Consider the following 18019-nt stretch of genomic DNA (forward strand, 5'->3'; position numbering starts at 1 on the left):
GCAGCGCAAGGGCCTCCGCCCTGCGTCAGAGCACGAGCTCGAACACGCGGGGAACATGGCGGGGCAGGCGCCAGGGCGCAAGAAAGACCGCGTCGGCCCGAAGATTGCGCTGCATCGCCCAGGGATTGCGCGCCAGCCATTGCCGGATGCGGGCTTCGATCAGCCGGCGCTTGTCAGGCGTGATCGCGCTCGCCGCATCGCCGAGCGCGGCGCGCGCCTTGACCTCGACGAAGACGATGTCGTCGCCGCGCGCCATGATCAGGTCGATCTCGCCGCCCTTGCCGCCGAAGCGGCGCTGCAGCAGGCGATAGCCCTTGATGGTGAGGAAGGCGACGGCGAGCCATTCGCCGCGGCGGCCGGATAGGCCGGAGCGGCGCGCGCGCCGGCTGCGCAGCGCCTCGCTCATGGTGCCCGCGTCAGTTCGAGGGCGCGGGCATAGACGACGCGCCGGGGCTGGCCGCTCGCGGCCGTGACCTGCGCCACCGCCTCCTTCAGCGAGACTTTTGCGAGCGCGATGCGCAGCGCCTCGTCGAGCGTGTCGCCTTGCGCCACCGCAGCGGACGCGTCGGGCGGGCCGATCACCACGACGATCTCGCCGCGCGCCTCCTCGGCCTCGGCATAGTGGGCGGCGAGCTCCGGCAAGGGGCCGCGGCGGACGTTCTCGTAATATTTGGTCAGTTCGCGTGCGACAGCGCCCGAGCGGGCGCCCAGCACGGCGGCGGCGTCGCTCAGCATCTCGGCCAGCCGCCGCGGCGATTCGAAGAGGACGAGCGTGCCGGGAATGGCGGAAAGCTCGGTGAGGCGCGCCTTTCGTGCGGCGCTCTTCGGCGGCAGGAAGCCCTCGAAGAAGAAACGGTCGGTCGGCAGCCCCGCCAGCACCAGCGCCGCCAGCACGGCGGAGGGGCCGGGAATGCCGGTGACCGGCAAACCTTCCGCCACGACCTCGGCGACAAGCTTGTAGCCGGGGTCGGAGACCAAGGGCGTGCCGGCATCCGAGATCAGCGCGAGCTTGCCGCCCTGGCGCAGCCTGTCCAGGATCCTCGGGCGCATCTGCGCCGCATTGTGCTCGTGATAGGGCAGCAGCGGCGTCGCGATGCCGTAATGTGCCAGCAGCGTCTTCGACGTCCGGGTGTCCTCTGCCAGCACGGCATCGGCGGCGGCGAGCGTCGACAGCGCCCGGAACGAGATGTCCTTGAGGTTGCCGATCGGCGTCGCGACGATGTGCAGGCCCGGCGCGAGCGGTTCGGCCTCGGCCCGGAGCCCGAAGGCCGCATAGCTCGGGGCGCGAGCGGTGGCGGGCGGAGCGGAGACAGGGCCGGACATGGCGGCGAAACTGCCACAGCGATCGCCAAGACGCCACCGCTGGCCCAGCAACCTAGAGTTAACAACTTGAAAATAGCTTCGCTGACTGGCAGGACTTGTTCACGGTTCAGGACAAGACATTCAGCTGGTGTGAGCTTGCCTTGCGCCTCGCCGAGGACTGGAGACGAAAACCGTGTCGCGTCACTTGAAGCTCCTTGTCCCGCCGAGCCGCCGACTGATCCTGCTGTCCGGTGTCGGCGCAGTGCTCGCGGCCTGCAGCGGCGGCACCGGCGGCCTGCCCGGCTTCGACAGCCAGACGGCGTCACAGGGCGGCGGTGCCCAGCCCAGCGGCCCGACCATCGGCACCGGCTCGGTCAAGGTCGGTCTGATCCTGCCGCTGACCGCCGAGGGCTCGGGTGCGACCGTCGGCAATTCGCTCAAGAACGCCGCCGAGATGGCGCTTGCCGAGTTCCCCGGCGCCGACCTCACGCTGCTGGTCAAGGATGATCGCGGCACGCCGGACGGAGCGCAGGCGGCAGCACAGGAGGCGCTGCGCGAGGGAGCCGAATTGATCATCGGCCCGCTCTTTGCACCCTCGGTGCAGGCCGTCGGACAGGTCGCCCGCGGTGCCGGCAAGCCGGTCATGGCCTTCTCCAGCGACAGCAACGTCGCCTCGCGCGGCATTTATCTGCTCTCCTTTCCGCCGGAGAACGACGTCAACCGCGTCATCGCCTACGCCTCTGCGCAAGGGCGCAAATCCTTCGCCGCGCTGGTGCCCGAGACCGCCTATGGCAAGGTCGTCGAGGGCGCCTTCCAGCAGGCCGTCGCCAATCAGGGCGCGCGCGTCGTGGTGATCGAGCGCTTCGGTTCCGACCAGAACAGCATGCGCGCCGCCACCACCCGGCTGGTGCCGGCGCTGCAGCAGGCGGATGCGCTGTTCGTGCCGGCCGACGCCGCGGCGATGCCGACGCTCGGCCTCGTCCTGCAGCAGGCCGGCTATGATCCCGCCAAGGTCAAGCCGCTCGGCACCGGCGTCTGGAACGATGCCAATGTCGCGCGCGTCCCGGCGATCCAGGGCGGCTGGTTCGCCTCGCCCGACACCGCCGGTTTCAACGCCTTCTCCGGCCGCTATCAGAAGCGCTTCAACAGTGCCCCGACCCGTACCGCGACGCTGTCCTATGACGCGGTTTCGCTGGCCGCGGCGCTCGCCCGTACGCAAGGCAGCCAGCGCTTCTCCGAAAGTGTTCTGACCAATCCGTCTGGTTTCGCCGGCGCCGACGGCGTCTTCCGCTTCCGTCCGGACGGGCTGAACGAGCGTGGCCTTGCCGTGCTCGAACTGCGCAACGGCCAGATCGTCACTGTCAACACGGCTCCGCGCGATCTCGGCCCGCGGACGAACTGACAACCACCGTCTTTCCGAGGCACCGCACAGCGGCGAGCCCGGAACCCATATCCGCATGACCTGCAAAAAAAGGGCGGCATCACTGCCGCCCTTACGCTTTGGCATGGTGTTCATGGATTTCCGGCTTGGGCCTTCGGCCCGCCCGGGAATGACAAGGTAGGCCTCACCCGCCGATATTGAACGCCGCCAGCGCAGCCATGTTGACGATGTCGGAATCCTTGGCGCCGAGTGGGACGATCTGCACCGGCTTGTCGAGGCCGACGAGCAGCGGGCCGATCACGGTCGCACCGCCGAGCTCCTGCAGCATCTTGGTCGAGATCGAGGCCGAGTGGAACGCCGGCATCACCAGCACGTTCGCCGGCCCGGTCAGGCGGCAGAACGGATATTGCGCCATCAAGTCGCGGTTGAGCGCGACATCGGCCGCCATCTCGCCGTCATACTCGAAATCGACGCGCTGGCCGTCGAGGATCGTCACGGCATCGCGCACCTTCTCCGAGCGCTCGCCGGCGGGATGGCCGAAGGTCGAGAAGGCGAGCATGGCGACCTTGGGCTCGTAGCCGAGCCGGCGGGCGACACCGGCCGCTTCCATCGCGATCTCCGACAGCTCCTGTGCCGTCGGCATCTCGGTGATCGCGGTGTCGGCGACGAGCACGGTGCGCCCACGGGTGATCGCGATCGAGACGCCGATCAGCCGGTGGCCCGGCCGGTCGTCGATGACGCGGCGGACCTCCTCCAGCGCGATCGAGTAGTTGCGGGTGACGCCGGTGACCATCGCATCGGCATCGCCGAGCGCGACCATTGCGGCGGCGAAATGGTTGCGGTCCTGGTTGATCAGGCGCTGGCAGTCGCGGAAGAGATAGCCGTGCCGCTGCAGCCGCTCGTAGAGATACTGCGCATAGGCCGCATTGCGATGCGAGAGCCTGGCGTTCTGGACCTCGATGCCCTTGGCCGCGAGGTCGACGCCGAGATGCTCCGCGGTCTCGTTGATGCGCTCCTCGCGCCCGACCAGGATCGCCTTGCCGAGCTCCTGGTTGACGAAGGAGGCCGCGGCGCGGATGACCTGCTCCTCCTCGCCTTCGGCGAAGACGACGCGCTTGGGGTAGCGCCGCACGCGCTCGAAGATGCGGTTGAGCGTGCCGGTTACGGGATCGCGCCTCGCCGAGAGCTGCGCCTTGTAGGCGCCGGTATCGACGATCGGCTTGCCGGCGACGCCGGTATCCATCGCCGCCTTGGCGACCGCCATCGGCACGACATGGATCAGCCGCGGATCGAACGGTACCGGGATGATGTAGTCCTTGCCGTAGCGCGGGCGCGCGCCCTGATAGGCGGCGGCGACCTCGTCCGGCACGTCCTCGCGCGCCAGCATGGCCAGCGATTCGGCCGCGGCGATCTTCATCTCCATGTTGATCGTGGTCGCACGCACGTCGAGCGCGCCGCGGAAGATGAAGGGGAAGCCGAGCACGTTGTTGACCTGGTTCGGATAGTCCGAACGCCCGGTTGCCATGATCGCGTCGTCGCGGATGGCGTGGACTTCCTCCGGCGTGATCTCCGGATCGGGATTGGCCATGGCGAAGATGATCGGGTTCGGCGCCATGGAAGCGACCATCTCCGGCGTCACCGCGCCCTTCTGCGACAGGCCGAAGAAGGCGTCCGCCCCTTCCAGCGCCTGCGCCAGCGTGCGCCGGTCGGTCACCGCCGCATGGGCCGACTTCCACTGGTTCATGCCCTCGGTGCGGCCCTGGTAGATCACGCCCTTGGTGTCGCAGAGGATGACGTTGTCGGGCTTGAAGCCCATCGCCTTGAGCAGCTCGGTGCAGGCGATCGCGGCGGCGCCGGCGCCGTTGACGACGAGCCGGGTCGTCTGGATGTCGCGGCCGGTCAGGTCGAGCGCGTTGATCAGGCCGGCGGCGGCGATGATCGCGGTGCCGTGCTGGTCGTCATGGAAGACCGGGATGTCCATCAACTCGCGCAGGCGCTGCTCGATGATGAAGCATTCCGGCGCCTTGATGTCCTCGAGATTGATGCCGCCGAAGGAGGGGCCGAGATAGCGCACCGCCTCGATGAACTTGTCAGCATCCTCGGTGTCGACCTCGAGGTCGATCGAATCGACGTCGGCGAAGCGTTTGAACAGCACCGACTTGCCTTCCATCACCGGCTTGGATGCGAGCGCGCCGAGATTGCCGAGGCCGAGGATGGCTGTGCCGTTCGAGATCACAGCGACCAGGTTCGAGCGCGTGGTGTAGTCATAGGCGCGGCTCGGATCCTCGGCGATCGCCAGCACCGGCACGGCGACACCAGGCGAATAGGCCAGCGACAGGTCGCGCTGGGTCGCCATCGGCTTGGTCGGGACGATCTCGAGCTTGCCCGGCCGCCCTTGCGAGTGGAAGAGCAGCGCCTCCTGATCGGTGAAGGTCGGACGGGTGCGCTTGGGCGGGGAGCGGTCGTTCATGCGCTTGTTCTTCTTCACAGGCGTTTCCTCAGGGGGAAACGACCATAGGGCAGCGCCGCTTTCCTCGACAAGGCGCGATTGCGGGCCGGCGCCCGACTCGGGTCGTGGACGTGCCGGGCATACCCGATCCGGCTGTTGCCCCGGCCAGTTCCGTCAGAGGCGGCCGCGTACCCGCGCAACGAAATCGCCGACATAGCGATCGAGCTCGGCGGCCTGTTCCGTGACGCGCGCAGCCGCTTTCACCACATGCGCGGCCGTGTCGCCGGTCGCGCGCGCCTCGCTGCCGACGGCTGCGACATTGCCGGTGACCGTCGCTGCCGAAGAGGCGACCGCCTGCGCGTCCATTGCGATGCCCGACGCGATCGCGCCCTGGCCGCTGACGACCTGGGCGATCGCGCCCGAGGTCGTCTCGATCGTGTTCATCGTGCCTTCGATCTGGCCGACCGCGTCAGCAGCCGCATCCGCGGCGACACGGATATCCTGCAGGGTCGCCGCGATGTCGCGCGTCGCCTGCTGCGTCTGCTCGGCGAGGTTCTTGACCTCGCCGGCGACGACGGCGAAGCCGCGCCCGGCGGGGCCGGCGCGCGCGGCTTCGATGGTCGCGTTGAGCGCGAGCAGGTTGGTGCGGGCCGCGATCTCTTCGATGAAACCGAGCACCTGGCCGACCTTGTCGGCCGCCCCGGCCAGGCCGTTGACATCGCGTCGCGTCGAGCGGACATGGCTCGCCGCCTCCAGGGCGGTATCGGCAGCCAGCCGGGTCTGCCGGTTCAGTTCCCGGATCGAGGCGTCGATTTCCTCGGCGGCCTGGGCGACGCTGCCGACGCGTTGCGAGGCGAGTTCGGCTTGCTGCGTCGCCTCGCTGGCGCGCATCGTGGTGCGGTCGGCGTTGTCGGCCATGCCGCGCGCGGCCTCGAGCATGCCACGGGCCGATTCGCCGACCTGATGCAATGCCTTTCCGACGGTGATCTCGAGATCGGCTGCGAGTTCTCCCAGGGCTGCCTTGCGCAGCGCCTCGCTCTCGTCGCGCCGGTTCTCCAGCGTTTTTTCGCTCGTGATGTCGAGCAGGATGCCGTCCCAGATCAGCGTGCCATCTCCCAGCCGGCGCATGGTCGCCTCGCTGCGTAGCCAGACGATGTCGCCCTCGGGGCCGCGATAGCGCGCCTCGAAGCGCCAGGTATCGCCCGATTCCTGCTGAGCCTTGCGGGCGCTCTCGAAGCGCTGACGATCCTCTGGCAGCATCTTGCCGAGCCAGGCTTCCGGGTCGCGCTCGACCTCCTCCTTGCTGACACCGAGCAGGTGACCGATGGCGAAGGAGGCGAACTGGTAACGCAGCGTACCATCCGGGGAGACCACGCGCTGATAGAGCGTGCCGGGCGCGCGCCGGATCAGTGTGCGCAGGCGATAGGCGGTCTCGCGCCGCTCGCGGTCGTTGCTGAGGACGAGCCCGACCAGGATGGTTCCGATCGTGCTGACCACGATCATGATCGGCACTGCCTCTGAGAGAAAGCGCCCGGCCGCGGCCCAGTTCGGCATGAAGATGTTTGAAGCGATCAGGCAGGCGGCGCTGATCAGGCTGAGCCAGGCAAGGTCGCGCAAGCTCAGTGAGCGCTTCTGCCGGCCGAGCCAGGCGGCGTAGATCACGCCGGCGACAGCGTGCAGGGCAATCCCGGCGATCCCGGTCGGCATGCCGACGCCGCCGAGATTGTAGCGCGCCACAACCAACGGGACAGCAGTCAGGAGGGCCGCGATCGGTCCGCCGATCGGTCCGGCCAGGATCGCGAAAGTGTTGCGGGAATCGACGACAAGCCCGGGTTGGATGACGAAGGGATTGGCCATGCTGCACAGCGCGCCGGCGGCGAACAGGATGCCGACGGCGAGCTGGCGCAGCAGCGGGCGCTGATCGATCCAGCTGGCGATCGCCGTCAGGATCAGGGCCGCCAACAGCAGGAAGGACAGGCTCTCGATCAGATTGATGAACAGCGACATGACGGGCCCTTGGCCGGGGACGGCGCATCGACCCTGCTTAAATTTGTTGAAAGCAGTCCTAACGGATGGTCTTGCCGGCGCGATTTGCTAGCGTGCGCGACCCATGCGCCTCACCACGCCAGACGACATCGCGGAAGCCAAACCCGCCCCTGCGGCCGATGCCGGCCGCGTCACGCCGATGATGGCGCAGTACGTCGAGATCAAGGCCAATAATCCGGACTGCCTGCTGTTCTACCGGATGGGCGATTTCTACGAATTGTTCTTCCAGGACGCCGAGATCGCCTCGCGCACGCTCGGCATCGTGCTCACCAAGCGGGGCAAGCATCTCGGCGAGGACATCGCCATGTGCGGCGTCCCGGTCGAACGTGCCGACGACTACCTGCAGAAGCTGATTGCCGCCGGCCATCGCGTCGCCGTTTGCGAACAGACCGAGGACCCGGCCGAGGCCAAGAAGCGCGGTGCCAAATCGGTGGTGAAGCGCGACGTGGTCCGTCTCGTCACCCCCGGCACCATCACCGAGGAGCGCCTGCTCGACCCCGGCCGGGCGAGCCTGCTCGTCGCTGTGGCGCGGCGCCGGCTCTCGGACGAGGTCTTTGCTTATGGCATTGCCGCGCTCGACATCTCGACCGGCCGCTTTGCCGTGCTCGAAACCGACCAGCGCGGCCTTGCCGTGGAGCTTGCTCGACTGGAGCCGCGCGAGATCGTCTGCCCGGACGCTATCCATGACGATCCCGAGCTCAGGGAATTCTGGCGCGAAGTTGCGGCTCCCGTTACGCCATTGGCGCGCGAGGGGCTCGATCCCGCCTCCGGCGAACGTCGGTTGAAGGAGTTCTTCGGCGTCGCCACGCTCGATGCGTTCGGCGCCTTCAGCCGTGCCGAGATTGCCGCCGCTGCGGCCGCGCTCGCCTATGTCGAGCGCACCCAGCTCGGCGCCCGCCCGCCTCTGTCGCCGCCCGTCCGCGAGGGGATGAGCGCGACCATGCTGATCGACGCGGCGACCCGCGCCAACCTCGAACTGACCCGGACGCTCGCGGGTGAACGCTCGGGCAGCCTGCTCGCCACCATTGACCGCACAGAAACGCCGGGTGGCAGCCGCCTGCTCGCCGAGCGTTTGGCTGGGCCGTTGACCGATTCAGCCGCCATCGGCAGGCGGCACGATGCCGTCGCGCTGCTGGTCGAGACGCCCTCGCTGCGCGAGGCGCTGCGGAGCGATCTCGCCCGCGTGCCCGATATCGCCCGGGCGCTGGCGCGGCTCTCGCTCGACCGCGGCGGACCGCGCGATCTCGCCGCGCTCGGCGCCGGGCTGGACGCGGCGCGCGGCGTCGCCGCGGCGCTGCTGCGCCAGGGCGATCTGCCGGACGAATTGCGCGAGGCGGCGCTGGCATTGGGGCGCACCGATCCCGATCTTGCGACACGCCTCGCCAACACGCTCGCCGACGAATTGCCGTTGCTGAAGCGCGATGGCCGTTTCGTGCGCGAGGGCTTCGATGCGGCGCTCGACGAACTGCGCCTGCTCCAGGTCGACTCGCGCAAGGTGATCGCGCAATTGCAGGCGCGCTATGCCGCCGAGACCGATTGCAGGACGCTCCGCATCAAGCACAATTCCATGCTCGGCTATTTCGTTGAGGTGCCGCAGGCCGTCGGCGAGACTTTCCTGAGGGAGCCCTGGCGCGCGGTCTTCGTGCATCGCCAGACCATGTCGGATGCGATGCGCTTCTCCTCGGTTGAGCTCGGCGAGCTCGAGGCCAAGATCGCCTCCGCCGCCGACCGGGCGCTGAAGCTCGAACTCTCGGTGTTCGCGGCGTTGACTGAGGCGGTGCTGGCACAGGCCGAGCCGATCAAGGCGACGGCGCAGGCCTTGGCGGTGATCGATGTTGCCGCCGCCCTCGCCGAGCTCGCCATCGACGGCGGCTGGACGAGGCCTCAGGTCGATGACGGCGCCGCTTTCACCATCAGGGCCGGCCGTCATCCCGTGGTCGAGGCGGCGCTGAAGCGCCAGGGCCAGCCCTTCGTTGCCAATGACAGCGAGCTGTCCGCGTCAGGCAAAAGCCGCGACGGCCGCATCTGCCTGATCACCGGCCCGAATATGGCGGGTAAGTCGACCTTCCTGCGCCAGAACGCGCTGATCGCGGTGCTTGCCCAGATGGGCTCCTTCGTGCCAGCGCAGAATGCCCATATCGGCGTGGTCGACCGGCTGTTCTCGCGCGTCGGCGCCGCCGACGATCTCGCCCGCGGCCGCTCGACCTTCATGGTCGAGATGGTCGAGACCGCCGCGATCCTCAACCAGGCCGGGCCGCGCGCCCTCGTCATCCTCGACGAGATCGGCCGGGGCACCGCGACCTTCGACGGCCTTTCGATCGCCTGGGCCGCGATCGAGCATCTGCATGAGGCCAATCGCTGCCGGGCGTTGTTCGCGACGCATTACCATGAGCTGACGGCGCTGGCCGAGCGGCTCGACCGCGTCGCCAACGCCACCGTCCGTGTGACCGAATGGGACGGCGAGGTCGTCTTCCTGCACGAGGTCGTGCCGGGTGCGGCCGACCGTTCCTACGGCATTCAGGTCGCCAAGCTTGCCGGCCTGCCGCCGGCGGTGGTCGAGCGTGCCCGCGCCATCCTTTCCGAATTGGAGAAGAGCGAGCGCGAGAAGCCGGTCGCGGCCCTGGTCGACGATCTCCCGCTGTTCGCGGTGCAGATGCGCAAGCCCGCACCGGCCGCAGCGTGGGTCGCTGGCCCCGATGAATTGCGCAATGCGTTGGCTGGGTTCGACCCCGACGAGATGACGCCGCGCGAGGCGCTGGAGGCGCTCTACAAGCTCAAGCGGCTGAACTGAGTCTGCGCCCGATCCCTTCCGCCGCCGCGACTCCCGTGGCGAAGCAGGCCTGCAGCAGATAGCCGCCGGTCGGTCCCTCCCAATCGATCATTTCGCCGGCTACAAAGATGTCGGGCAAGCACTTCAGCATGAAGTCCGGGTCGATTTCGTCGGCCCGGATACCGCCAGCAGTCGAGATGGCACGGGCGAGCGAGGCCATGCCGGTGAGACGCAAGGGCGCGGCTTTGATTAAGTGCGCGAGCGCTTCAGGCTCTGCCGGCAATGGTCCGCCCGCAGCTTCGCGCAGCACGGCCGCCGCCACCGGCGAAAGCCCCGCCGCCTTGCGCAGATGGTTGCTCAGCGTCTCGCCCGGACGGCGCCTGGCCAATCGGGTTGCGAGCTCCGGCTCGCTGAGGTCTGGGCGCAAGTCGATCGTCAGGATCGCCCGGCCGTCGCGAGCGATCGCCTCGCGTAGCAGCCCCGACAGGGCATACACCGCACCACCCTCGATACCGCTGGCATCGATCATCGCCTCGCCAAGGGCGCGCCGTCCAGCGAAGCTCAGGGCAATGCGCTTCAATGGTAAGCCGGCAAATTTATCGCGCATCAACGGTGACCAGGCGATGGCGAAGCCAGCATTGGCGGGGCGCAAGGGCGCGATCGCGATGCCTTTCTCTCCCAGCAGCCCGGCCCAGGACCCATCCGCGCCGAGCCGCGGCCAGCTCGCCCCGCCGAGTGCCAGAAGCGTCGCGCGAGGGCGGACGGTTTCGAGCGAGCCATCGCGAACCGTAAAGCGTAGCGCCCCGTTCTCATCCCAACCCGTCCAGAGCCGTCCCGCATGCAGCGCGACGCCAAGTCCGTCGAGCCGCGCCAGCCAGGCTCGCAGCAAAGGCGAGGCCTTCATCGCCTTGGGGAAGACGCGCCCGCTCGAGCCGACGAAGCTCTCCGCGCCTAGCCCGTCGGCCCAGTTGCGCAGCGCCTGCGGCGGGAAGGCGCGAATCGCTGGCTCCAGCCAGGTCCGCGCTTCGCCATAGCGCCCGAGCAGGGCGTCGAGCGATTCCGAATGCGTCAGGTTGAGCCCGCCGCGGCCGGCGAGCAGGAATTTGCGCGCCGGCGAGGCCATCCGCTCGTAGATCGCGACGGTGTGGCCGGCCTCAGCCAGCCGCTCGGCCGCGATCAGCCCGGCCGGGCCGGCGCCGATGATGGCGACGTCCGGTCCGCTCAATTGCCGAACACGGTGTTCAATTGGCTGCCGACCATGATGAAGGTGGTGCGCTTCGGCATCTCCTTGAGCCGGACTGCGCCGATATAGGTCATCGCCGAGCGCACCCCGCCCATGATCTCCTGCATCGTGCCCTCGACCGGGCCGCGATAGGGCACCTCGACGGTCTTGCCCTCGGAGGCCCGGTATTTGGCGACGCCGCCGGAATACCGCTTCATCGCCGTGTCCGAGGACATGCCGTAGAAGACCATCGCGACCGGCACTTTCTCACCATCGCGGGTCTCGTAGCGGATCTCGCCCTCGCATTCGTCATGGCCGGCGAGCATGCCGCCCATCATCACGAAGTCGGAGCCGCCGCCATAGGCCTTGGCGACGTCGCCCGGCACAGTCAGGCCGCCATCGCCGCAGACCAGCCCCTTCAGGCCATGGGCCGCGTCGGCGCATTCGATGATCGCCGAGAGCTGCGGATAGCCGACGCCGGTCATCTTGCGGGTGGTGCAGACCGAGCCCGGCCCGATGCCGACCTTGACGATATCAGCGCCGGCCAGGATCAGCGCCTCGGTCATGTCGCCGGTGACGACGTTGCCGGCCATGATCGCTGCGTTCGGGAAGGCCTCGCGCGTCGCCTTGACCGTGTCGACGAACTTTTCGGTGTAGCCATTGGCGACGTCGAGGCAGATCTTGTCGATCGGCGCCTTGGCGTGCACCGCTTTCAGCTTGTCATGGTCGGAATCGATGGTCCCCAGCGAATAGAAGGCGTTGGCCGAGCCCTCTTCCCTGAAGAAGGCGATCAGCTCGTCGGCGTCGTAATGCTTGTGCAGCGCGACCATGGCGCCGTGCTTCAAGAGGGCGCGCGCCATCGCCATGGTGCCGACCACGTCCATGTTCGCGGCGATGAGTGGGAAACCGCTCCATTCGCGGCCGGTATGCGCGAAACGGAAGCTCCGGTTGACGTCGACCTCGGCGCGGCTGCCGAGCGTCGAGCGCTTCGGGCGGATCAGCACGTCGCGGAAGTCGAGTTTCGGATCGTTCTCGATGCGCATGATCAAAGCTCCGGCGGCTGGCGCAGACGGTCGAAAAGCGCACGCGGCGTGAGGGAGCGTGCCGGGATTCATAGCCGCTCGAACCCTTGGGGGCAATGCGTGGGGTGCGGTCGGAGTTCCCGGTGAAAGAAACTTTAGCAGTCTCTAAAGTTTCTGCTGGACAGGGCATCTGAGTGAGGATACTTAAGCGCATGCTTCACCAACCGGATCTGCTCGATCTCATGTTCCAGGCGCTGGCGGATCCGAACCGCCGGCAGATGGTGCAACGGCTTTGCGAGGGGCCGGCGAGCGTCAGCGAGCTTGCCCAACCACTGCAGATGACGCTGTCGGCGGTGGTGCAGCATCTCGCGGTTCTCGAGGGAGCAGGGCTGGTGCGTACGCAGAAGATCGGGCGGGTCCGTACCTGCCAGCTCGACACGCAGGCACTGCGCGCGGCAGAGCGCTGGATCAGCGAGCGCCGCGCCCTCTGGGAGCGACGCTTCGACCGGCTAGGCGCCTTCCTTGCCGAGCAGGACCAGGATTTGAAGGACTGAGACGGACAATGACCGAACGGACCGTCATCCACGCCGATTTCACCATCGAGCGCCATTACGATGCGAGCCCGGCCCGCGTCTTCGCCGCCTTCGCCGATCCGGTGGCAAAGCGGCGCTGGTCGGCTTGCCATGACGCGGGCGGGCTCGGTGAACACACACTCGATTTCCGCGAGGGCGGCCGCGAGACCATGCGGGGTGCTCCGGCGGAAAGCGGCGTCTTTGCGATGAACGCGACCTTCGCGGAGATCGTGCCGGAGCAGCGCATCATCTACAGCTACGAATTGCTGCGCGACGATATTCGCCTGTCGATCTCGCTGGCGACGATCGAGTTCCATCGCGACGGCACCGGCACGAGGCTCCGCTTCACCGAACAAGCTGCCTTCCTCGACGGCCATGATAGGCCCGAATGGCGCGAACAGGGCTCGCGCATCGGCTTCGACAGGCTGGCCGACTATCTCGCGCAGGAGCAGGCGCCCGCCTGAACCGCGCCAATCTTCAACCAACTCCGTTTCAACCCGCTTTTCCAGAAGCAGGAATGCACAGCCATGTCCCTGACGCTATATTTCCACCCGCTCTCGGGCTTCTGCCAGAAGACGCTGGTTGCGCTCTACGAGAACCAGACGCCATTCACGCCGCAGCTCGTCAATTTCGGAGACGCCACCGAGCGTGCTGATTTCCTGAAGCTCTGGCCGATCGGCAAGTTCCCGCTGCTGCGCGACGACAGCAATGGAAGGTTGGTCCCGGAGACCAGCCTGATCATCGAGTATCTCGCTCTGCACTATCCCGGCCCGGTTGCATTGCTGCCGGAGAATCCGGTCGCGGCGCTCGAGGTCCGGCGGCTCGACCGGCTCTTCGATCTCTATGTCGCCATCCCCATGCAGAAGGTGGTGCTCGACCGGTTACGCCCGGAAGGCAGCAATGACCCGGTCGGCGTCGCCGAGGCCAAGGCAACGCTCGCTTCGGCCTATGACGTGCTCGAAGCGGAAATCGGCGAGCGGCAATGGGCGCTCGGCGACGCATTCAGCCTGGCCGACTGCTCGGCCGCGCCGGCGCTGTTCTATGCCGAGCGGGCGCTGTCCTTCCGCGACAGCCATCCGCGGCTCTGGGCCTATTTCAATCGGCTGCGCACGCGGCCGTCCTATGCCCGCGCTCTGGCCGAGGCCGAGCCCTATTTCGAGTACTTCCCGCGCAATCCAGGTGATGCCGGGCTCTCCCGCTAGTCCGGTTTCGTCACCCCTCACTACCGTCCAAAGGAAACGATCATGACTGCCAACCCCGTCGTCCATGCCAGCTTCACCATCGAGCGCAGCTATGCCGCCTCGCCCGCCCGCGTCTTCGCCGCCTTTTCCGATCCCAAGCAGAAGCGCCGCTGGTTCGCCGAGGGCGAGGGCTGGGAGGTCGAGCAGTTCGACGTCGATTTCCGCGTCGGCGGCCATGAGCGCAGCCGCTTCCGCTTCCAGGGCGGCCCGCCGATCACCAATGACAGCGTCTACCAGGTGATCCAGCCGAACGAGCGCATCATCCTCGCCTACGCCATGACGGTCGATGGCGCGCCGATCTCTGGCTCGCTGCTGACCATGGAATTCGTGCCCGAGGGGAGCGGCACCAGATTCGTCTTCACCGAGCAGGGCGCCTATCTCGATGGCAAGGACGCTCCCGTCCATCGCGAGGAGGGCTCGCGCGAATTGCTGGAAGCGCTGGCGAAGCTGCTCGGCGAGCCCGCTAACGCGGCCGCTTGAGGCCTCCCACGGGCTGAGTGGTGTGCCAACTCCATTCAGCCACAGTTCATCCCCGGCCGGTTAACCGGCATGGTGGCGGCATCCGAACCGGGAAGACCCGGCGGATGCCGCCTCCGATGTCGCGATCCGGGGGGATCTCTCGACTGTGCTGAAGGCCGTCGATCCGAACACCGTGCCTGCCGGCCCGCCATCCGATTGGCAGGTCACCAAGAGCTTCGCCCGCTTGACCGGCGGCTTCTGGCGCGGTGGCACCGCCGGCAGGGCCTGGCTCTGGTCGCTGACGCTGGCGAGCGCGATCATCCTCTCGGTCTTCGCCAACGTCACCGTCAACCGCTGGAACGGCTGGTTCTTCGATGCGCTCGAGAAGAAGGATGGCGAGAGCGCATTGATCGCCATGGCGGTCTTCCCGGTGCTGGTGCTGATCGCCGCCGGCCTCGGCGTCATCATCCTGATCTCGCGCGAGACCTTCCAGGTCCATTGGCGCGCCTATGTCACTGCCAAGCTCGCCGATGGCTGGATTGGCGAGCGCCGGTTCTACCGACTCGGCCTTTCTGGTTACGAGCCGGCAAACCCGGAATACCGCATCGCCGATGATGTCCGCTGGGCGACCGAGCCGGTGGTCGATTTCGCCATCGGCCTGCTTTCGGCGGTCATCACCGCGATCACCTTCATCGGCATCCTCTGGTCGATCGGCGGCTCGCTCAGCGTCGAGGCGCATGGCGTCCCCTTCGAGATCCCCGCCTATATGGTGCTGGCGGCGATCATCTATGCGGTGCTGGTCTCCGGCCTGATCACCTGGGTCGGCCGGCCCTTGCCGCGCCTGGTCGCCGCCCGCAACGAGGGTGAGGCGCGGCTGCGCTTCTCGCTGATGCGCATCCGCGACCATGGCGAGACGATCGCGCTGTCGCGGGCCGAGACCGGCGAGCGCCGCGCCGTCGCCGCGACCTATGACACGCTGGTGACGCGCTGGCTCGCCATGATCCGCCAGCGTGGTCGTTTGACCTGGATCACCAATGGCAGTGGCGCGCTGGTCCCGGTGGTGCCGCTGCTGCTGGCGGCGCCGAAATACCTCTCGGGCGAGATGTCGCTCGGTGACGTCGTCCAGGTCGCCGCCGCCTTCGTCGCCGTGCAGAACGCCTTCAACTGGGTGCTCGACAACTTCATGCGCATCGCCGAATGGCTGGCCTCGGCGCGGCGCGTCAACGAGCTTGCCGTCGCGCTTCATGCGATCGAGGCCGGCGCGGCGGAGAGCGACATTGCCGTGCTCGCCAGCGAAGACGGCGGCCTGCGGCTGGACGAGCTCACCCTGACCGATCGCGACGGCCGCACCTTGCTCGCGGATGTCTCGACGACCCTGCCAGCCGGCGCAACACTGCATGTCGCCGGCGAGCTCGGCCATGGCAAGGCCGCCTTGATCCAGGCGGTGGCGGGCCTCTGGCCCTGGGGGCGCGGCGCGGTGGCGCTGCCGGATGGTGCGCGCATCGCCGTGCTGCCGCAGCATCTGCATCTCTCGGAAGGCGGCCTGCGCGCCGCGCTCGACCCGATCGGAGGCCATAGCGACGAAGAGGCGTCCGCGGCGTTGCGGCATTACGGCCTTTCCGGCCTCGTGCCGCAGCTGGATCTGGCGCGCGACTGGGACAAGGCGCTGACCACCGGCGACCGCCAGCGCCTCGCCCTGGCCCGGACCGAATTGGCAAAGCCCGACATCCTCGTGCTCGACGAGGCGACGAGTGGGCTCGAAACCGAAGCGGCGCTCGAACTGCTCTCACGGCTCAGGGCGGCGCGGCCGCAGGCAGTGATGCTGCTGATCGGCCAGAGCCCCGGCTTCGCCGAGGCCGCCAATCACCACCTCACCATGCGCCGCGCCGGCGGCGTCGCCCGCATCGCCTCATCCGATATGCCGCGCCCGGCCACGCTGGCCGAAGCCGGCGGGAGCTGATGCTCCGGCGCAATCCTCGACCCATTCATTCAGCGCCGGTTCGACCGGCCCTTTTCACGAACGGAGCCATCGCATGTTGAATATCTGGGACGTCTATTGGGGCCTGCGCGTCGAGCAGTGCCCCTGCGACGTGCATTTCGTCGAATGGCTGGAAGAACAGGGCCTGACCGAGAAGCGCATCTATCATTTCGGCACTGGCGGTCATCACTATGTCGGCATACGCTGCGCCGAGCCGGAGCTGAACAGCACGGTGCTGGGGATCACCGCCTCGCCGAAGGAATACGAGGCCTTTGTCAAGCTCGCGATCGACAATCCGACGATCACCAAGACCTATTCGGCCTATTTCGGCGACATCTACACCAGCAATGCCCGGCTTTTGCCGCGCTTCGACATCGTCACTCTGTTCCACTCCTGCGAGTTCCGCAGCGAGAAGAACGACGCCTATGGCGCGCTGACCGATCTCGAGGTGATGCAGCTCTTCACCGACCAGACCGATGCGGGCGGCTATATCCTGTTCTACACCGGCTCCTTCGCCTATGAGAGCGCCAAGCCCATCATCGCGGACTGGGCGAAGTCGCGCGGCGTCGAGGAAATCGGCGAGTTCAAGACGCTGCGCGTCTTCCGCAAGACTGCCTGATCAGGCGAGCAGCCCGAGCCCGGGGCGCAGCCCGTCGAGCAGCGCCTGCCGAAACAGGGCGATCGGCTGCGCCAGCCGTCCGGCCGGCGGGCGATGCAGCAGCCAGGAGCGCACGCGCGGCCGGAAATCAGGCGCATCGATGATCTCGACCGCGTTGCGCCATGGGCTGTCCTGGAGCGCGGCCGGCGTGACGACGCCGATGCCGTGGCCGCGCGCGACCAGCGACAGGCGCAGATCGGCGCTGAGCGCCTCGACGCCGACCTGGAAGTGGAGATGCGCGGCCTCGAACTGCTGGCGGATGAAGGCGCGAAAGCCGCAGCCATTGGCGTTCATCACCCAGGCGTAACCCGCCAACATCGCGAGATCGGCCGGCCGGGGCACCTGCAACGACGGCGCCGCCACCAATAGCACCTCCTGTGGGCCGAGATCGTCGCAGGCCAGGCCATCCGGCGGAGCGAGCCCGTCGGCGAGGCACAGCGCGGTCGCGTCGAGCTCGTTGCGCAGGGTCTGTTCGAGCAGCTGCGGCGACCAGCCCATGGTGATGCGCAGCGTCAGTTCAGGAAAGGCGGCGCGCAGTCGGTCGAGCGGCACCGCCAACGCGGCCTCCGACAGATAGGGCATGATCCCGAGCCGGAATTCGCCGCGAAGCTGGCCGTCTGGCGCGACGCCGGCCTTCAGATCGGCGACCGAGCGCAGCACGCGCAGGCCCTGCTCATAGGCCTCGCGCCCGGCATTGGTCGGCCGCAGGGGCTTCGACTGGCGATCGAGCAGGACTGCGCCGAGACCGTCTTCCAGGTTCTGGATCCGCCGGGTGACGCCGGGTTGCGTCAGGTTGAGCCTGGCAGAGGCGCCGATAATCGAGCCGGTCTCGACGACCGCGAGATAGGCCTCCAGATCGCGCAGGTTCATATCAGACTCGCATAATCATTATAGTGACAATCGATTTGTAGCATAATAC

At 67.7% G+C, this 18019-nt stretch carries 15 protein-coding genes; 8 read left to right on the plus strand and 7 right to left on the minus strand.

Annotation, left to right across the window (positions count from 1 at the left end):
- Nucleotides 1–25 precede the first annotated feature (25 nt).
- On the minus strand, nucleotides 26–406 hold the full coding sequence (locus ACWIGM_RS26775; RefSeq protein ID WP_454029022.1) for a YraN family protein: 381 nt from the start codon (nucleotides 404–406) through the stop codon (nucleotides 26–28).
- Entirely contained in the window at nucleotides 403–1323 is a 921-nt protein-coding gene (rsmI, locus tag ACWIGM_RS26780; protein ID WP_454029023.1) for a 16S rRNA (cytidine(1402)-2'-O)-methyltransferase, read from the minus strand. The genes ACWIGM_RS26775 and rsmI overlap by 4 nt, the downstream gene beginning before the upstream one ends.
- Nucleotides 1324–1495: 172 nt before the next feature.
- Here rsmI and ACWIGM_RS26785 point away from each other — a divergent pair, with 172 nt between their 5' ends.
- Nucleotides 1496–2704, plus strand: coding sequence for a penicillin-binding protein activator (locus ACWIGM_RS26785; RefSeq protein ID WP_454029024.1), 1209 nt, complete (start codon nucleotides 1496–1498; stop codon nucleotides 2702–2704).
- Between the two features lie 163 nt (nucleotides 2705–2867).
- Here the strand turns inward: ACWIGM_RS26785 and ACWIGM_RS26790 are convergent, their stop codons facing one another.
- On the minus strand, nucleotides 2868–5153 hold the full coding sequence (locus ACWIGM_RS26790; protein WP_454029409.1) for an NADP-dependent malic enzyme: 2286 nt from the start codon (nucleotides 5151–5153) through the stop codon (nucleotides 2868–2870).
- Nucleotides 5154–5306: 153 nt separating this feature from the next.
- Complete coding sequence (locus tag ACWIGM_RS26795) at nucleotides 5307–7139, minus strand: methyl-accepting chemotaxis protein (protein ID WP_454029025.1); 1833 nt, start codon at nucleotides 7137–7139, stop codon at nucleotides 5307–5309.
- A 103-nt stretch (nucleotides 7140–7242) separates the two neighbouring features.
- Between ACWIGM_RS26795 and mutS the strand changes: the two genes are divergently transcribed.
- Nucleotides 7243–9969 carry a DNA mismatch repair protein MutS gene (gene mutS / locus ACWIGM_RS26800; protein WP_454029026.1) on the plus strand — a complete coding sequence of 909 codons (2727 nt, stop codon included), beginning with the start codon at nucleotides 7243–7245 and terminating at the stop codon, nucleotides 9967–9969.
- Here mutS and ACWIGM_RS26805 read toward each other — a convergent pair.
- Nucleotides 9953–11173, minus strand: coding sequence for a BaiN/RdsA family NAD(P)/FAD-dependent oxidoreductase (locus tag ACWIGM_RS26805; protein WP_454029027.1), 1221 nt, complete (start codon nucleotides 11171–11173; stop codon nucleotides 9953–9955). The genes mutS and ACWIGM_RS26805 overlap by 17 nt on opposite strands.
- Entirely contained in the window at nucleotides 11170–12213 is a 1044-nt protein-coding gene (locus tag ACWIGM_RS26810) for a GMP reductase (protein WP_454029028.1), read from the minus strand. Before ACWIGM_RS26810 ends, ACWIGM_RS26805 begins: the two co-directional genes overlap by 4 nt.
- A 191-nt stretch (nucleotides 12214–12404) precedes the next feature.
- Here ACWIGM_RS26810 and ACWIGM_RS26815 point away from each other — a divergent pair, with 191 nt between their 5' ends.
- The 6 genes from ACWIGM_RS26815 to ACWIGM_RS26840 all read left to right on the plus strand — a co-directional run bounded on the left by ACWIGM_RS26815 (nucleotide 12405) and on the right by ACWIGM_RS26840 (nucleotide 17061).
- Nucleotides 12405–12746 carry an ArsR/SmtB family transcription factor gene (locus ACWIGM_RS26815; protein WP_454029029.1) on the plus strand — a complete coding sequence of 114 codons (342 nt, stop codon included), beginning with the start codon at nucleotides 12405–12407 and terminating at the stop codon, nucleotides 12744–12746.
- An 8-nt stretch (nucleotides 12747–12754) separates the two neighbouring features.
- On the plus strand, nucleotides 12755–13228 hold the full coding sequence (locus ACWIGM_RS26820) for an SRPBCC family protein (RefSeq protein ID WP_454029030.1): 474 nt from the start codon (nucleotides 12755–12757) through the stop codon (nucleotides 13226–13228).
- Between the two features lie 63 nt (nucleotides 13229–13291).
- Nucleotides 13292–13966, plus strand: a complete 675-nt coding sequence (locus tag ACWIGM_RS26825; RefSeq protein WP_454029031.1) for a glutathione S-transferase family protein — start codon at nucleotides 13292–13294, stop codon at nucleotides 13964–13966.
- A 42-nt stretch (nucleotides 13967–14008) separates the two neighbouring features.
- Nucleotides 14009–14485: an SRPBCC family protein gene (locus tag ACWIGM_RS26830; RefSeq protein WP_454029032.1), complete on the plus strand. Its 477-nt coding sequence runs from the start codon at nucleotides 14009–14011 to the stop codon at nucleotides 14483–14485.
- A gap of 145 nt (nucleotides 14486–14630) precedes the next feature.
- On the plus strand, nucleotides 14631–16424 hold the full coding sequence (locus ACWIGM_RS26835) for an ABC transporter ATP-binding protein/permease (RefSeq protein WP_454029033.1): 1794 nt from the start codon (nucleotides 14631–14633) through the stop codon (nucleotides 16422–16424).
- Between the two features lie 73 nt (nucleotides 16425–16497).
- Complete coding sequence (locus ACWIGM_RS26840) at nucleotides 16498–17061, plus strand: hypothetical protein (protein WP_454029034.1); 564 nt, start codon at nucleotides 16498–16500, stop codon at nucleotides 17059–17061.
- On the opposite strand, the gene ACWIGM_RS26845 is transcribed toward ACWIGM_RS26840, so the two are convergent.
- Nucleotides 17062–17970 (minus strand): LysR family transcriptional regulator, encoded by a 909-nt coding sequence (locus tag ACWIGM_RS26845; protein ID WP_454029035.1) that lies wholly within the window; start codon nucleotides 17968–17970, stop codon nucleotides 17062–17064.
- Between the last annotated feature and the right edge of the window lie 49 nt (nucleotides 17971–18019).

The organism is Allobosea sp. NPDC055332 (assembly GCF_053645455.1).

Coding starts and splice junctions, on each gene's coding strand:
- ACWIGM_RS26775 (WP_454029022.1), bottom strand. CDS start 406: ATGAGCGAGGCGCTGCGCAGCCGGCGCGCGCGCCGCTCCGGCCTATCC.
- rsmI (WP_454029023.1), bottom strand. CDS start 1,323: ATGTCCGGCCCTGTCTCCGCTCCGCCCGCCACCGCTCGCGCCCCGAGC.
- ACWIGM_RS26790 (WP_454029409.1), bottom strand. CDS start 5,153: ATGAACGACCGCTCCCCGCCCAAGCGCACCCGTCCGACCTTCACCGAT.
- ACWIGM_RS26795 (WP_454029025.1), bottom strand. CDS start 7,139: ATGTCGCTGTTCATCAATCTGATCGAGAGCCTGTCCTTCCTGCTGTTG.
- mutS (WP_454029026.1), top strand. CDS start 7,243: ATGCGCCTCACCACGCCAGACGACATCGCGGAAGCCAAACCCGCCCCT.
- ACWIGM_RS26810 (WP_454029028.1), bottom strand. CDS start 12,213: ATGCGCATCGAGAACGATCCGAAACTCGACTTCCGCGACGTGCTGATC.
- ACWIGM_RS26815 (WP_454029029.1), top strand. CDS start 12,405: ATGCTTCACCAACCGGATCTGCTCGATCTCATGTTCCAGGCGCTGGCG.
- ACWIGM_RS26820 (WP_454029030.1), top strand. CDS start 12,755: ATGACCGAACGGACCGTCATCCACGCCGATTTCACCATCGAGCGCCAT.
- ACWIGM_RS26825 (WP_454029031.1), top strand. CDS start 13,292: ATGTCCCTGACGCTATATTTCCACCCGCTCTCGGGCTTCTGCCAGAAG.
- ACWIGM_RS26830 (WP_454029032.1), top strand. CDS start 14,009: ATGACTGCCAACCCCGTCGTCCATGCCAGCTTCACCATCGAGCGCAGC.
- ACWIGM_RS26840 (WP_454029034.1), top strand. CDS start 16,498: ATGTTGAATATCTGGGACGTCTATTGGGGCCTGCGCGTCGAGCAGTGC.
- ACWIGM_RS26845 (WP_454029035.1), bottom strand. CDS start 17,970: ATGAACCTGCGCGATCTGGAGGCCTATCTCGCGGTCGTCGAGACCGGC.